General features: G+C 70.5%; 16 protein-coding genes. 11 read left to right on the plus strand and 5 right to left on the minus strand.

The window, feature by feature from the left end; all coding sequences use genetic code 11:
- Positions 1 to 97 precede the first annotated feature (97 nt).
- Positions 98 to 1,114, plus strand: coding sequence for a hypothetical protein (locus OIE12_RS12030; protein ID WP_329134582.1), 1,017 nt, complete (start codon positions 98 to 100; stop codon positions 1,112 to 1,114).
- 30 nt (positions 1,115 to 1,144) lie between these two features.
- Here the strand turns inward: OIE12_RS12030 and OIE12_RS12035 are convergent, their stop codons facing one another.
- Positions 1,145 to 1,564, minus strand: coding sequence for a cupin domain-containing protein (locus OIE12_RS12035; protein WP_329134584.1), 420 nt, complete (start codon positions 1,562 to 1,564; stop codon positions 1,145 to 1,147).
- Between OIE12_RS12035 and OIE12_RS12040 the strand changes: the two genes are divergently transcribed.
- A complete protein-coding gene (locus OIE12_RS12040; RefSeq protein WP_329134585.1) occupies positions 1,563 to 2,027 on the plus strand; it encodes a DUF3592 domain-containing protein in 465 nt (154 codons plus the stop codon). The genes OIE12_RS12035 and OIE12_RS12040 overlap by 2 nt on opposite strands.
- Before the next feature lie 80 nt (positions 2,028 to 2,107).
- On the opposite strand, the gene OIE12_RS12045 is transcribed toward OIE12_RS12040, so the two are convergent.
- Together OIE12_RS12045 and OIE12_RS12050 are read right to left on the minus strand one after the other, a co-directional pair.
- The gene (locus OIE12_RS12045; RefSeq protein WP_329134587.1) at positions 2,108 to 2,707 is read right to left on the minus strand and encodes a hypothetical protein; all 600 of its coding nucleotides are present in this window, start codon (positions 2,705 to 2,707) and stop codon (positions 2,108 to 2,110) included.
- A 263-nt stretch (positions 2,708 to 2,970) separates the two neighbouring features.
- A complete protein-coding gene (locus OIE12_RS12050; RefSeq protein ID WP_329134589.1) occupies positions 2,971 to 4,041 on the minus strand; it encodes a hypothetical protein in 1,071 nt (356 codons plus the stop codon).
- A 158-nt stretch (positions 4,042 to 4,199) separates the two neighbouring features.
- On the opposite strand from OIE12_RS12050, the gene OIE12_RS12055 reads away from it, so the two are divergent.
- The 4 genes from OIE12_RS12055 to OIE12_RS12070 all read left to right on the plus strand — a co-directional run bounded on the left by OIE12_RS12055 (position 4,200) and on the right by OIE12_RS12070 (position 7,465).
- Positions 4,200 to 5,108, plus strand: a complete 909-nt coding sequence (locus OIE12_RS12055) for a cyclase family protein (RefSeq protein WP_329134591.1) — start codon at positions 4,200 to 4,202, stop codon at positions 5,106 to 5,108.
- Positions 5,109 to 5,250: 142 nt separating this feature from the next.
- Positions 5,251 to 5,844, plus strand: a complete 594-nt coding sequence (locus OIE12_RS12060; protein ID WP_329134593.1) for a TetR family transcriptional regulator — start codon at positions 5,251 to 5,253, stop codon at positions 5,842 to 5,844.
- A 95-nt stretch (positions 5,845 to 5,939) separates the two neighbouring features.
- Positions 5,940 to 7,049: a hypothetical protein gene (locus tag OIE12_RS12065; protein ID WP_329134595.1), complete on the plus strand. Its 1,110-nt coding sequence runs from the start codon at positions 5,940 to 5,942 to the stop codon at positions 7,047 to 7,049.
- 38 nt (positions 7,050 to 7,087) lie between these two features.
- Positions 7,088 to 7,465, plus strand: a complete 378-nt coding sequence (locus OIE12_RS12070) for a hypothetical protein (protein WP_329134597.1) — start codon at positions 7,088 to 7,090, stop codon at positions 7,463 to 7,465.
- Between the two features lie 22 nt (positions 7,466 to 7,487).
- Here OIE12_RS12070 and OIE12_RS12075 read toward each other — a convergent pair whose 3' ends face one another.
- A complete protein-coding gene (locus OIE12_RS12075) occupies positions 7,488 to 7,964 on the minus strand; it encodes a hypothetical protein (protein WP_329134599.1) in 477 nt (158 codons plus the stop codon).
- A 191-nt stretch (positions 7,965 to 8,155) separates the two neighbouring features.
- On the opposite strand from OIE12_RS12075, the gene OIE12_RS12080 reads away from it, so the two are divergent.
- Entirely contained in the window at positions 8,156 to 8,290 is a 135-nt protein-coding gene (locus OIE12_RS12080; RefSeq protein ID WP_329134601.1) for a zinc-binding dehydrogenase, read from the plus strand.
- Here the strand turns inward: OIE12_RS12080 and OIE12_RS12085 are convergent.
- Positions 8,280 to 8,798 (minus strand): DUF3291 domain-containing protein, encoded by a 519-nt coding sequence (locus tag OIE12_RS12085; RefSeq protein WP_329134603.1) that lies wholly within the window; start codon positions 8,796 to 8,798, stop codon positions 8,280 to 8,282. The two genes, OIE12_RS12080 and OIE12_RS12085, sit on opposite strands and share 11 nt — an antisense overlap.
- A gap of 853 nt (positions 8,799 to 9,651) precedes the next feature.
- On the opposite strand from OIE12_RS12085, the gene OIE12_RS12090 reads away from it, so the two are divergent.
- Genes OIE12_RS12090 through OIE12_RS12105 form a run of 4 tightly spaced genes read left to right on the plus strand, consistent with a single transcriptional unit; the run spans position 9,652 to position 14,736 of the window.
- On the plus strand, positions 9,652 to 10,428 hold the full coding sequence (locus OIE12_RS12090) for a class I SAM-dependent methyltransferase (RefSeq protein WP_329134605.1): 777 nt from the start codon (positions 9,652 to 9,654) through the stop codon (positions 10,426 to 10,428).
- Entirely contained in the window at positions 10,425 to 13,151 is a 2,727-nt protein-coding gene (locus OIE12_RS12095; protein WP_329134608.1) for an SUMF1/EgtB/PvdO family nonheme iron enzyme, read from the plus strand. The genes OIE12_RS12090 and OIE12_RS12095 overlap by 4 nt, the downstream gene beginning before the upstream one ends.
- Positions 13,148 to 13,441, plus strand: a complete 294-nt coding sequence (locus tag OIE12_RS12100; protein ID WP_329134609.1) for a hypothetical protein — start codon at positions 13,148 to 13,150, stop codon at positions 13,439 to 13,441. Before OIE12_RS12095 ends, OIE12_RS12100 begins: the two co-directional genes overlap by 4 nt.
- On the plus strand, positions 13,438 to 14,736 hold the full coding sequence (locus OIE12_RS12105) for a hypothetical protein (RefSeq protein ID WP_329134610.1): 1,299 nt from the start codon (positions 13,438 to 13,440) through the stop codon (positions 14,734 to 14,736). The genes OIE12_RS12100 and OIE12_RS12105 overlap by 4 nt, the downstream gene beginning before the upstream one ends.
- Positions 14,737 to 14,782: the final 46 nt, after the last annotated feature.

Here is a 14,782-nt window from a genome sequence, read left to right on the forward strand (position 1 = left end):
GACACCGGGGTCGAAGGGGCGGAGCCCCCTGTACGACAAGGAGAGGGGGCACCCCACCCCCCTCACCAATGTCACCCCCCGGGCGTACCGTGTGCCCATGCGCCCCGACACGCCTGCCGAAAACGTCGACCACCCCACGGAGGCGGCCCGCCTGGAGCGGACCGCCGGCCTCTACCCGGAGGACGCCGAGGCCCTGCTCCTCCAGGCCGCCGCCCACCGCGAACTGTCCGGCGACCGCCCCGCCGCCACCGCGCTCTACGACCGCCTGCTCGCCTCCTCCCACCCCTTGGAGAACCCCCACCTCGTCCGCGCCCTGAAGGCGTCGAACCTGTGGGAGTACGGCCACGAGGCCGAGGCCCGCGCGATCATCGACGGCGTCCGCGCGGCCGCCCCGCGCGACCCGGCACCGTGGGTGATCGTCGCGGAGTCCCTGGAGCAGCACGACGAACTCCAGGCGGCGCAGGAGACGTTCACCGAGGGCGCCACGCTGCTGATCGCCGGGGAGGCGGAGCCGCCGCGGTCCGCGCACCCGCTCCTCTTCGGCCGTCACCGGGTGCGCCGCATGCTGGGCGCGGCGCACGACGAGTGGGACCTGCTGGCCGACACCCTGCACGACCTCCCCGTCTCCCTGGACGAGCTGCACGACCCCAAGCGGATCTGGTCCCTCGGCTCGGACAACCCGGCGGAGCTGGAGGCGGAGATCTCCCGCCTGCGCGCGGAGCTGGGCGCGTACCGCCAGGAGCTGTCCCGCCCGTTCCCGGTGGCGGTGCTGCACTGGCCGAAGGAGGAGCTGACGGAACTGCTGGCGGCGTACCCGACGCTGGAGACGGAGTACCCCTCGCACGAGGAACACCTGGCGACGACGGAACGCTCGCTGCGCGAACTGTCCGCCTCCGGCACCCCCAACCTGGGCATCGTCACCGGCACGGTCCCGTCCTACGAGGCCTTCGCCGCCTCCGAGGCGACGTCCCCGTCGGACCCGGCCCTCCTCCCCCAGTACGCCACCACCCTGGCGGCCCGCGGCCGCGCCACCCCGTGGCCCCCGCAGCGCGGCACGGCCTGCTGGTGCACGTCGGGCACCCCGTACGAGACGTGCCACGGAACGGAGGCGTGAGCGAGGACGACAAGGAGCCTCCGAGCAGCCTCAGAGCCGGTCGCCGCTCCGCCCGCGCGGCGGCCCGTCCAGCAACGTCATCCCGTACCGGGTCAGCAGGTCCGCATGATCGTCGTCATGACGCCCGTCGGCGGCGGCACCGACCGCGCGGAAGTACTCCTCGACGGCTCCGGGGTTGTTGATGACCAGCACCTCCGCCGTCTCGGTGAGCGGCTGGAAGGTGTGCGGAACGAGCCGGGGGCCGAAGACGTAGGCGCCCGCCTCGGCGTCGTGGACGTCGCACGCGTCGAGCGAGGCCGAGCCGACCCAGAACCGGACCCGGCCGGAGAGGATCACCCAGCTCTCGTCCTCCCGGCTGTGACTGTGCTGGGGCGGCGCGTCCGCCTGCCGCATGGTCAGCCGCACGACGCTCACCACCCCTCCCGTCTCGGTGTGGACAGAACCTGACATGAATCACCCCTGGTTCCCCGTCGTCCTCCTCGCCACCGCACTGTGGACGACGATCGGCGCACACGGCACCCGAGCGGCCCTGCGCGCCCGCCGCTCCCTGCGACTGCTGGGCGTTCCCGGCGTCCGCACGCAGGGCGAGGTGGCCAACGCCGCCCGCCGGGTGGGGTCGTCGTACCACGCGCCCCAAATCCGCTACCAGGCACCACCATCGGGACGCCCACACGCCCCCGCCACCCACACCTACCGCGAGGTCCCCCTCAACCACGACTCCCCCCACGCCCTGCACCGCGGCACCCCCGTACACCTCCGCTACGACCCACGAGACCCCGCCCGCGCGGTGGTCGTCCGCACGGCGAAGGCGTACTCCCCCACGACGAACCTGGTGTGGTGCGCGACGTTCACGGCCTTCGGGGCGGCCGCGGGAACACTCGTACTCCTACGAGCGGTCCTGGGCACCGCCTGACAGAAACGCGCATGGTCGGCGCAGCGGTTCTGATCGTCAGTACCTCGCGGTCCGCCCCGGCGAGGGGGACCCCGGGACCTTCAGCGCGGACGCAGGGCCCCGATCGACTCGTAAAAACGGTAAGCGACGTAGAAGTGTCCGTAGAAGACGAAAACCGCGGCAGCCGCAGGAAGAAGGGATACGCATCCGCCGGAGGTTCCTTGTTCGGTGGACCGGGAATCCAGCAGTTCGGTGCAGCAGATGTAGACGAAAACGCCCACTACCACAGGAGCGAGGAATGCGACGACAAGAGCCAGCACCGATGCGACTCCCTTGATCGCCGCCGCCAGGCCCTCGGACCCCGAAGCTCCCGATGCGTCGGGCAGTTCGAGCCACGTCGTGAAGAAGAAGGCATCGGCCATGACAGCCAGGGCCAGTGCCACGAGAACGGCGGTCACCGTGTCTCCGACGACACCCGGCGTCCCCGCGCCCCGGCCGGCCTCCGGTCGCCCGCCGGGGACCGGAGGGACAGCCTGCCGCCGCCGGGGTGTTCTGCGCAGGAACTGTTCCGTGACCCAGTGCTCGACGAGGAGACCGGCGACAGCAACCACGAAGCTGCCTTGCGCAAAGGTCGTGTTCTCGAACTTCCAGTAAACGAAGAAGACGGCGCCGACGAAGAGCAGTCTGAACAGATTGCGCATGACCCCCCGGTTTCCCCGGTGCCGCGAGCACAGCTCACGTCAGAAGCCGCAGCAGAAGCGGCCCGGCATACACCGATTCGCGGCGCGACAGGCCCAAAGGTTACGACGCGGGGAAACCAACAGGAAGAAGCAGGAACCACATTGCACGAGCGAAACCGCACTGCGAGGACCAACAGGCCGCGGCCAGCCGGAAGTGAGTGGGACGGGCGGCCCACGCCCGGCTGCCACACGCGCCCCAGCGAGTAACGGTGCAGGTAACCCGGTCAGGCTTCCGTGACCGGCAACGACGTACGGGCGAACCAGGTTCGTGTCTCCTCCTCCGGCAGCGCACGCAGCAGTTCGGCCGTGCCCGGGAGGTGGGGGAAGAAGCGGTCGGCGTTCCAACTGCGCGGGTACAGCGGTTCGTCCAGGACGAGCAGACGGCGGCCCTCCACCACGGGTATGTCGTCGGGCAGCCCCTCGTTCCAGATCCGCTCGCCGTCCGGGGCGAGGAGTTCGAACGTGCCGACGGCCACGGCGTCACTGCGCCCGCGCGCCGGCTCCGGGTCCGTGGCCAGCCGGACGCTCTCGGCCGTGGGGGCCGTACCGGGCACGTGGCCGCTGCCGACGAGGACGTGGGCGAGGAGCGTGTGCAGCTGGAAGTTGTCCCCGATGCCGCCGATACGCACCTCGAACCCGCGGCCGGTGGGCCGGTGCAGGACCACCAGGGGCTCGTCGTCCAGGATCGCCAGCGCGTACTCCAGACACTTGAGGTCGTGCCGCTCCAGCGCCGCCAGTTCGCGGCAGGCGGGCAGGAGTCCGTCCCCGTACCCGCGCCGCACCTCCGCGCTCCGGCACAACACCGCGAGCGCGGGCGGCTGCCACTCCGCCACCGTGCACCAGGCCAGCGCCAGCCGCGTCGCCTCGTACTCGTCATCGCCGAGGCGGGTCAGCAACGCGTCGTCGATGATCTTCCCGTCGGCCTCCGGCAGTTCCTCCCCGGCGCCCCCACCCGCACGCCACCGCCGCACGAACTCCATCGCGTCCGCGAGATCCTGCCGCACCCCGGCGAGTATCGGCTCCGCACACCGCACCGGATCCGCGCCGCCCTCGACGCAGAACCCGGCCGCCGTCGCCAGCAGCACCCGCGGTCCGGTGGGCGGGAACCCCGGTATCAGCGCGGCCAGCCGGGGCCCCGCCATGACCCGCTCGGCCTCCGACGCCTGCGGCAGTCCGTTCAGCACGGTCCCGAACGCCCGCTCGGTCCGCCCGCCGTCCCGCGCCTCGACCGCCTGCTCCAGCTCGGACAGGACGGCACCGAGATCCGAGTCCTTCGACTTCCTCTTGAAGATCACGCGCACACCCTAGGCCCGCCCACTGACATCGAGTCCCCGCTTTCGCTCACCTGTGCGATCTCGCCACCGGCCACGCCCCTCCACGACGGAACACGCCACACCCACTGACGGGTTACGCTTTATGTGATCCGTACCCCGCACCCCATACGGTCGTCGGCGTGGACACACGAGACACGAAGGCACCCGCGACCGGCGACGCCCACGAACTGCCCAGCAACCGGGGCCGCTGGGGCGAGGACGACGAGCGCGGCACCCTCAATCTGATCACCGACGAAGCCCGGGCCAGGGGCGCCGCCGAGGTCCGCTCGGGCCGCACGGTCTCGCTCGCGCTGCCGATCGAGCCGACGCCGCTCCTCAGCGGCCCCTTCGCCCCCACCACCCAGGACACCTCACCGGTCCAGCAGGTGCTGGTGTACACCGGCTCCCCGGCGATCGCGACGGCCGAAGTCATGATCGTCACCAACCACCACCCGCGCTCCACGCACCTCGACGCCCTGGCGCACATGCCGCGCGAGGGGCAGGTCTACCCCGGCCGTCCCCTGGACGAGAGCGTGACGCCGGCCGGTGCCCGGCACGGCTCCACGACCGCGTTCGCCGACGGGTTCGCCACCCGTGGCGTCCTGCTCGACCTGGCCGTCGACGGCCCGCTGCCCAGCGGCCACGCCGTCACCGCCCGCGATCTGGAGGCGGCCGAGGAGCGCGAGGGCGTCAGGCTGGAGTCGGGCGACGCCCTGGTGGTGCGCCTCGGCTGGCCCATGACCCCCGACCCCACCCGCCCGATGCCGGGCATGAGCCTGGACGCCGTGCGGTGGATGCACGCCCGCGGAGCCTCCCTCTACGTCGGCGACATGGGCGACGCGCACCCCCCGCTCGACCCCGCCTGCCCCGCCCCGCTGCACGGAGTCGGCCTGCCCCTGCTGGGCATGCCGCTGATCGACGCCGCCAGGGTCGACGAACTCGCCTCCACCTGCGCGGAGTTGAACCGCTACGCCTTCCTCCTCACGGTCGCCCCGCCCCGCGTCCACGGCCTGACCGGCGTCCCGGTGAACCCGCTCGCGGTCTTCTGAGCACCGCACCGCACCCTCGCCCCCCGGCCTCGACCCCCGGCCTCGGCGTCCGGCCTCGGCGTCCGGACCGGACCGGACACCATGAGAATCTGAACCTCATGAGGACGTCGAACATCCCCCCGGACGGCGGCGGCGAGCACCGATGACCACCGCACGGCCACTGGACGCCGAGGCCATCCTGACCGCCACCGAGGCCGTGCTGCGCCGCCACGGCCCCGAAAAGGCCACGGTGCGGGACGTCGCCCGGGCCCTCGGTGTCAGCCACGCCAGCGTCTACCGGCACTTCCCGTCGAAGGCCGCGCTGCGGGAGGCCGTCACCCGGCGCTTCATCGCCCGCGCCCACGAGAGCCTGGGCCCCCTGGCCGGGGACACCCGCCTGGCACCCCCCGACCGCCTGCGCGCCTGGCTCACCGCACTCTTCACGTGCAAACGGAACATGACGTACGAGGACCCGGAACTCTTCGCCACCTACAGCATCCTGGTGGCCGAACACAGAACGGCCGCCACCGACCACGTGGCCGACCTCCTCGGACAACTGAGCGGCATCATCACCGACGGCATCCGCACCGGCGACTTCGCCCCCACCGACCCCACAGCAACGGCCAGAACCCTCTTCAACGCCACCATGGCCTACCACCACCCCGCCCACGCCCCCGACTGGCAGTCCCCCGAAACAGAACCCGCCCTCCAGTCCGTCTGCACCCTCCTCCTCACCGGCCTGACGGCCCGCGACTGACGGGCCAGGCCCAACGCCCCCGCCGGACGTGCATATCCGGTTGGCCGCCCGCCCCCGACCTGCGACGATGCCTGCGTTTCCCCACCGGAGGACGCTTGTTCGTTTTCGTATGCGCAGGCTGCGGCGCCGGCCTGACCACCCCGCTGTCCCAGGTCGCCCTGCCGCCCCACGCCCACCAGAGACACGGGAACGCCACGCAGCTCCCCGCACTCATGGAGCGGGGAACGTTCGCCGTGGACCCGGACCCGTGGGGGCCGCCGTGGCGGAGGTGGGAGGAGATCGGCCCGAAGGAGGCGGCGGCCCACGGCGTCTACGCACCGGTCCACTCCGTCTCCTGCGGCGCACCCGGCACGATCGTCATCGCCCCCGCCGATACCCGCGGCACCGTACTGGTCCCGGAGCGGAGCGGGAACGCGTGCTGCGGCCTCACCGGAGCCGACGGCCCCAACACGGCCTGCGCGACCTGCGGCCTGCGCGTCGCGACCAGAGTCGACGACTGCTCGCACTGGCAGGCGGTACGGCTCACCCCGGACGCCGTACACCGTCACCCCGTCGACGACACCGACGCCGTACCGCTCACCTGGGCGGAACTGACGGCGCGGAAAGAGAGCACGCCCCCGCTCCAGCCGATCGCCACATGGGGCGGTGGGCGTGGGCTCGACCACTACTGGTCATGGAGCCCGCAGTGGGAAGCGGCGGTCGGCCAGGCACTCGCCCACCTGCTGGCGGCCTCGGAGGGCCACCCGACAACCGTCCCCGACGGCCTGACCGCGCACCTCTTCCGACGCGCCCTCGACACCCTGCTGCCCCCGGGCCCACCACCCCGGCACGCCACCCTGGCAGGACCGGCCCACCCGGCCCCCGCCCCGACCGCCGGCATCCTCCTGGTACCGACCCACCCCCAAACAGGCGCCCCCTGGGCCCCCACCACCCCAGCCCCCTCAACAACCCACCTGGTACCCCTGCCGTTCGGAATCTGGCGGTGGCTGGCCTCCCCCCGGCCACACCTGCCCACCCCGGCGTCAGGCGTCCTCCCCGCCGAAGTCCGCCGCGACGACCCACCCCCACCACACCCCGGCCACCTGTTCCGCCCCGACTGGGAAGTCTTCGAACGCACCGTCACCCGCCTGCCGGCAGCCCGCAGCCCCTGGCTGCTCGCAGCCCTGGACAACCTCACGCCGGACACCCGCGCCCGCCTCTTCTAGTCCGACGCGTATCGCCCGAACACGCGTATCGTCCGCACATGGACACCGCCGCGTCGCCCCGCGTCCTCGTCATCGGGCTCGATCCGTACCGGGTGCCCGGGCCGTGGGACCCCGAGCCGGTGGCCAGGGCGATCGAGGCGGGGCTGGTCGAGTTCGCCGAACATGGGGTGGGCGTCGAGACCTGCCTCATCGGTCTTGACGGGAGTGACGACGTGGAAGCGGTCGTCGGGAACGCGCTGCGCGCCCATCCGTGGGAGTGCGTCACCGTCGGCGGTGGCCTGCGGCACTCGGACGATCAGCTCGAACTCCTCGAGCAGGTGATCAACCTGATCCGGCGGCACGCCCCCGACGCGGCCATCGCGTTCAACAGCACGCCGGCCAACACCTACGAGGCCGCCGCCCGTTGGATCGAGTGAGGGCAGCGGACCGCCGCCCCGCTCACGCCCCCAACGCGCCGGACCGGTGGCGGGCGTGCAGGGCACGCAGCCGGGACAGCTGCTTCTCGAAGACGTGCGCGTCGGCGGCGCCGGTCAGCGGCACCGGCAGCATCACCAGGGAGCCGTCCCGCAACAGGGCCGCGACCCGCATGGCCGGGGTCCTGACGCGGGCGTGGGCGGAGGACACCCGCAGATCCTCGAAGCGGACGATCTCACCCCACCCCAGCCGCCGCCACCGCACCACCATGCGGAACCGCAGCCCGTCCGGACCGGCCTCCAGCCGCCGCCTGAGCAGTCCGGCGGCGCAACCGAGGGCCGCCCCGCCCGCCAGCACGGCAAGGACCGCCCAGTCCAGGACCGGCTCGACGCCCCATCCCGCCGCGCACCCCGCCACGACCGCGAACAGCAGCGTCCCCGCGGTCCACCAGCGCGCGGCCGTGCCTTCCCACCGCAACACCAACTCCACCTGTTCGCTCACCTGTGCGATCTTGCCACCCGTCACGCCCGTCGGACAGCCCTCGCCCGCTTCACCACTCCGCGAAGCCCCACACACCAACCACCCCGCCCCCGTCACCGCGAGGTGAGCGGCCGGACGGCCCAGCTCGGAGTCGGCGGCGACCTGTACGCCCGACCACCTACGGCAGCTCCGACGTCCTCACCGCCACCGATGTGCCCGCCCCCCGGGCGGCCGCCGGCACCCTGCGCGTCGGCGTCGACACCGTCTTCCCCCTCACCGAGGCCGCGAAGGCCCACACCACCGGCCTCACGGGCCACGCCCCGGGCACACTCGTCCTCATCCCCTGAGCCCGTCCGGCCCGAACGAGTCGTAAAAGGTGAAGGCGCACGGCGCGGCACCACACGCATCAAGGCGCTCCAACCTGGCCACCCCGTCCCGCCAGGTGGGTATCGCCCCATCCGACACCCACCAACACACATGACTCGGCTCCCCCGACCTCTCGAACCAGTCGTGCCGCCTGCTCAACGCCGCCCGGTGCAGCCCGGAGTAGACGGCGTCAAAAGCAGAACGCACCCCACTCCAGACCGAGAGCGTCGCGGCCAGGGCCACGCTCTCCGCCGCCCGCCCCTTCCCGTACCACCCCGGCACGACGAACTCCCCCCACACACCCCAATCCACGTCGAAGTGCGACCCCCGCCCCCCGCCCACCGCCTCGGCATGACCGACGTACCCGGGCCGCCCGCTGATCTCCCGATAAACGCCCTCACCCACCTCATAGAACTCCCGCGTGAGAGCCCCGCAATCGGCGAGCGGCAACTTCAGAACACCGAATGTGTACAGAGCAAGCTGAGGCATACGTTCCTCCCGGGCGGCCAACGGCGAGCCGAAGGTAGCCGCCTCCAGAGCCCCTGTCGAAGTTGCGTTGCCCCCGTTCAAGTGGCCTGCCCACGCACCCGCCCCCCGGCAACGGCGAGCGCCAAGAAACACACGCCCGCCGCCACACTCGGGGACCTACTGCTCACGATCTACCTGCCGCACCCCCACTCCCCTGCCCGGCATCATCACGGCAAGAGTGCTGCGCGCTTCACGCCGCAGCGTGCGGCGCCGAGCGAAGGTCGCAGTCAGAGCAAGAACAGAAACCGTGCACCCGTAGAACACGGCAGCAATCGTGGAGAGGAGCCCGACCCACATCGGGCACGCACCTTTCTTCCCCCACTCAGCCCACCCGACTCACAACCGGGTACGGGCATGGATGCGTTTCCCTTCCACCATACGAACGCCGTCAACACCCCCACCAAAACCGCCCGTTGCCGTCCGAAGGCACCCCACCCGCACCCGGCAACGGCGAGCCCCACCGAGACACGTCCCCCGGCCGCCCCGCTTGAGGGCCGCCCGGCCATACGGCTCCTCGCGGTGGAGGGGCGAGAGTCAAGAGTGCAGCGCAGCGAAATCGGCGCAGCCGACGCCCGAAGGGCGCTCTTGACGCTCACCCCGCAACCGCCACCCTGCAAACCCCGGGCGGCCCCGGTGCCTCGCAACCCGGCGGCGCCCGCAGCGACTTCATACACGAATACGTCACCGGCTCGCCCTCGCCCCAGACCCCATGCCGCTTGTCTCGTAACACGGTGTCGCCACTCTGGTACGCGCGATAACCTGCATGGTGGTGAGGGCCGTTGGCGGCACAGTGAGGCGATGTGCGAGGGGGACCGTGGGACGGCGCGACGTACAAAGGCACTACGACCAGCTCGCAGCCGAGTACGACGAACACTGGGTTTACGGCCCGGAATACGTCCCATGGATGTCCGGCCAGATCGCCAAGGCATTGCAGCTCAAGCCTGCCGACCTGATCGCCGACATCGGCTCCGGCACGGGCCTGTTCGCCAGGGAGTTGGCGCGGCAGCTACGGCCTCAACACCCCGTCCTGTGCGTCGAGCCCTCCGAAGCAATGCTCGAAGGACTTGGCACACCTCCGCCACCAGAACTGACACCAGTCGTCGCCTCTGCCGAGGACATCACCGAAGGCCGTATTCGGCTGCCGTACGAGGCACTCGACGCCATGTGGCTGAAGGAGTCGGTGCACCATGTGGCCGACCAGGCGCGCACCCTGCGTGGCCTCGCCGACCGGCTCGCTCCCGGCGGTCGGCTGCTCGTGGTCATGCTCCCGGCCACCATTCAGTACCCCTTGTTCAAGGCGGCCCTCGACCGCTTTGAGGAACTGCAGCCGGACCCGGCCGACATCCAGGAACACCTTCATCGGGCCGGACTCGTCACCCGGCTCGATCACGTCGAGCACGAACTCCGCATCGACCGGGAGAGGTACCTCGGCATGGTCCGCGCCCGCTACATGTCCCTGCTCTCCACTTTCAGTGACCGCGAGATCGAGGAAGGCATCGAAGAGATGCGAGCCGCCCATCCAGAGCCCGTCCTGGTCTTCCCCGACCGCTTCGCATTCGTCCTGGGCCGACGAGTGGAGGCGAGCGCATGAGCACTGTCGTCGATGAACGGCTGAAGCGTCTGAGGCGGGAACTCGATGATCACACCCGGATCGCCGATCGACTCGGACTGGACCTGGAACGCCCGTTACGGTCCCTGAATGACGGTTACCCCGAGAACGCGGTCGCGCTGGTGGGGAAGCTGACCGAGAAGCTGCTCAAGGAGCTGTGGCGGCACCATGGTGTGGAGGGCGATCCCTCCACCAAAGCACTGAACGACCTGGTAAAGCGCTGTCGCCCGTACATCCGCAGCAGCACAGTGCTGGATGCGCTCGACGACATCCGGCGTCTGCGCAACCGCTCCACACACGACGGTTATGACATCAGTGACGAGGACGGACTGCTCGCGGTCCGCCGACTCGTCGACGTACTGGTCTGGTTCACCGACACAGGAAGCGCAGCGCTACTCGGGGGCGAACCCGACGTAGCCCCCGAGGTGGCGGGCCGCTGCGAATTCCTTGCCGGACTCCATGTCACCCTCGGCTACCGTCAGGCCAAACGCTTCGTACTCAGCCCGGACACCGTCTACCTCTTGTTCTGCCGCGAGTCGGGGATGCGGCTGGAGTACGTGGAGCTGATGCTTTCGCGTGACGCCGACGACCTCGGGACCGTCCTCACCTCTCACGGCGGTGAACTGCTGCGCACGAGGTTGCCCAAGCTCACCCGGTTCGTCGTGGTGGACGACGACGGGGGCACCCCTGGTGCCTTGCATCAACTGCTGGGCACAGACTTCAGGATCGTGCGCTACGACGGCTTCCTCGACACCATCGTCAACCTCGACACCCATCTCGCCGGGCTCGCCGACAGCACCGCCCCAGACACGACACCCGCGCCGCGCACACCCGTTGTCGCGACTGTCCTCACCACTGACCCTCATACCGGTGAAGCTGCTGTCACGGACTCCGGTGACGCGGCGGGATTAGTGGCCGACCTGGCACGCGGTAGCGCCAACGTCCTGGTCACCGGCCGACCAGGCAGCGGAAAGAGCACGCTGCTGTGGGCCTTGGCCGCCGACCCAGCTATCCGCCGCTTCCGGTTCTACTTCGACCTTGGACTCAAGCCGAAGGACGAACCCTTCTCCGAGTACGCGGCCCGTCTCCTGGCACCAGCAATGGCATCGGACCGCTCCCGCGCATACGACCTCTTCCTGTATCTGATCCGCTCCGGAACCGCGCTTTGCGTGCTGGACGCAGTCGACGAGGGCGTGCCGGAACCGAGCCCTACGGGCTTCCTGCGCCTGTTCACCGATCTCTCGGCCGTGCTGTCGGCGGAGTCAGCAGTGGTCATGAGTTCCCGGGTCTCCTTCCTGGCGGACTCTCCTCAGGTACGGCAGCTTCTCGACAGCGGCGCCGGCCGTTCCGAACAGCTCGTCGAGCAGATGTACGCGAACGGCGTGGATCCGTCCCGTGTGCCGCACTTCCACGTCGTACGCCTCGCCGAGCCCGCCGCCACCCCGCTGGAAAGGCGCCTCACCGCGGAACTCGGTCTGCCGCCGGGGCAACCCCTTGCAGACATCCTCGGCACCCACCTCACGCGCACACTGACCGAACAGGGGCGTCCGGAGCTGGAGCAGCAGCTTCCCGCCACACTCGGGCGGGCGTTCCTCGCGGACCGCACCGTCTTCTCCCTGCTCGACCTCCACCGCGAGCTGGGCGCGGAGGCCTTCACCGAGGGGCGCCTGGACCCGGCAGCCTGTGTCCTCGCTCCGCTGCTGCGCCCAGCGGGACCGGACCACGTCGCGTTCGTGCACAGCGCGTACCAGGAGTTGCTGGCCGCCCGGTATCTCTCCGACCCAGCCCACCTTGCCGCTACGGCGAATCTCTCCGACGACGTCTTCCTGACAGAGCAAGTACGCGCCTTCCTCGCCAGCCCATCCGGCGCCGGAAGAGACGACGACGAGGACGGCGGCTTGGTGCGTGACGACTGCGTACTGCCCACTGGCGCGTACCTTGTCGGTCCGGCCGAGCGGCTGCTGATCCGCCGCATCGAGCGTCCCGTCCGTTTCGACCGCCGAGCAGTGACCGTCGCCCGCTACCGGCGCTTCCTGAACGCGCTGGAGGCGGACGGCACCTCCCGGTGGGACCACCCGGACCAGCCGGCCAATGTCACTCACCGCCCTTGGACGGACCGGCTTCGCCATCCCGATTACTACGAGAACCCGTTTTACGACGACCATCCCGCGGTCTGCGTCAACTGGTGGAGCGCCTACGCCTTCGCCGCGTTCGAGGGGAAGCGGCTGCCGACCTCCCTCGAATGGGAGGCGGCCGCACGCGGCGCCGACGGGCGGCTCTTCCCCTGGGGCGATGTCCCGGACAGCGGCCGCATCAACTGTGCCGACGCATGGGTCGGCCATCCCGTTGTGACATATCAGGCGTGGTACGAGGACTTCGCAGGCGACGCCGTCCGGCGAGCCGGCGCCACACCGGCCGATGAACGCCCCGGCAACCGCTCCCCGTTCGGTGTCCTGGACATGGTGGGGAATTGCTGGGAGTGGAGCTCCACCACCCTGGACGACTCCGCGGAGGCGGTGATCTGCGGTGGCAGCTACGACAATCCGATGCGCGCGGTGCAGACCAGCACCAAGGGCGTCTACCGCAAGCGCGGTGGAAGCAACGCGGTGGGATTCCGCTGTGTGCAGGACATCGACCCGGCGGACGCGTCCACTACGGCACGGGCAGGGACCGCTACCGCCCTCGCGGAGGGGACGACAGCATGAACAACGACAACAGTGGCGGCCCCGGCTTCGGCAGCGGACCGCGCCACGGGACCATCGTTGACCGGCGGCCGAGCGGCGGCGGAACGAGCGGCGCGCTCGGTACCTACGTGGTCCGGGACGCCGAGGAAGAGCGGTACTACAGCTTCGACTACCGGCAGATCGTGACCGAGGGATTCCGCACTATCCGTACCGGCGAACGCGTCCGCTTCCACATCAGCGCGCAGAGTCCCGACCGGGCCGAGTTCGTCATCCGTCTCGACCAGCCCGACCCGGCCGAGTTCTACCGGTGACCGGACCCGACCCAGCACCGCCCCTCATCGACGTGACGGGCGCTCGGCAGGAACTGACTGTCGTGCTGCCCGCCCGGCTGCTCCATGCTCCCGACTGGCCCGAGGGCCCGTTCCCGTTCGAACTCGGGAACCGCCGTACGAACGCATCAACCAGGTCCACCTACTTCGCACCCGCCTCCGCACGTGTCCTCTACGGCGCGCCCGGGCAGCCTCGCCGCTGGCATCTGCCGCTCGACGTCAAACACGACGGGCTGCGCCTACTGGGTCTTGAGCTGCTCCGCGCAGCCACCGCTCGGGACCCCAGACACGCTCTGGCCGTCCTGCACTTCACTGTGGAGCGGCCACTCCTGCCGGTACTGCGTGCCATAGGTGAACGGCGGCCGGTCCACGAAGCCGTTCCACCACCCGGGCTGACCGGCCCCTTCGACCCCGCCGAGCTGCTCGCCGGTATCGCCGACGTCCAAGACCCCACCCCGCCCTTCGCCCTCACTCACCCGTACACCATCGCCTTCCTGACGCCGACGGCGGAACACACGTCCACCTTGCGCGACGGCCTCCAAGGAGAGCTGCCTGCCACGGCCGACAACTGGCTGTGGCAACTGGCTTCCCGCTCCACCCCTCAAGACTTTCCCCTGGCCCCGGAGACCGCCGCTGTCCAACTCAGGGATGCCCTGAGGATCTCTGCCGACTGGAGCGCTCTGGTGCTACGGCAGGGCGCCGCCTTCCTCGGCCATCGCCCCGACACCGGCGAGGGCGACTTCTATGAGTTCGGCGCACTGCACTCCCGCACGGTCTACCTCGACGCGCTGCTACTGGGATCCCTTCAGCGCGACCACATCGACGAACTCACCGACGAACTCTCGGACGTGTTCACCTCTCCACGCCGCCTGGCCCGCCGCGTCGCCGCGATGGAACGCAACATCGCGCTCTTCCGCAGCGGCTACTGGCGCCAGCACCTCACCGCGCACGGCCCCGCGAACGAGCTCCTTCTCGCCTTCCAGAACCAGCACCGCCTGCCGGCCCGCTTCACAGAGATCCTCGCCGAGGCCGCCGACTACAGCCGCCTGGTCCAGACCCAGGAGAGCCAGCAGATCAGTGGCGCCCTGGGCGTCCTGACCATCCTGGGCCTTCCCCTGGGCACAGCCCTGGGCATCCTCCAAGTCCTGGACGACCACTCGATGTCCCACCTTCTGGCAGCCCTGGCCCTGTCAGTTGCTGCGACGGCTGGCGTGCTGACTACGCGGTACGGGCGGCTGGTGCTGTCGTCGTTGCGCGGAAGCGAGAGCCGACGGTAGAGCATTCGCGATGTGAGAACGAGCACGGAGCGTACTGGGGATATGG

The sequence above is a fragment of the Streptomyces sp. NBC_00670 genome (genome assembly GCF_036226765.1).
Classification (GTDB): Bacteria; Actinomycetota; Actinomycetes; order Streptomycetales; family Streptomycetaceae; genus Streptomyces.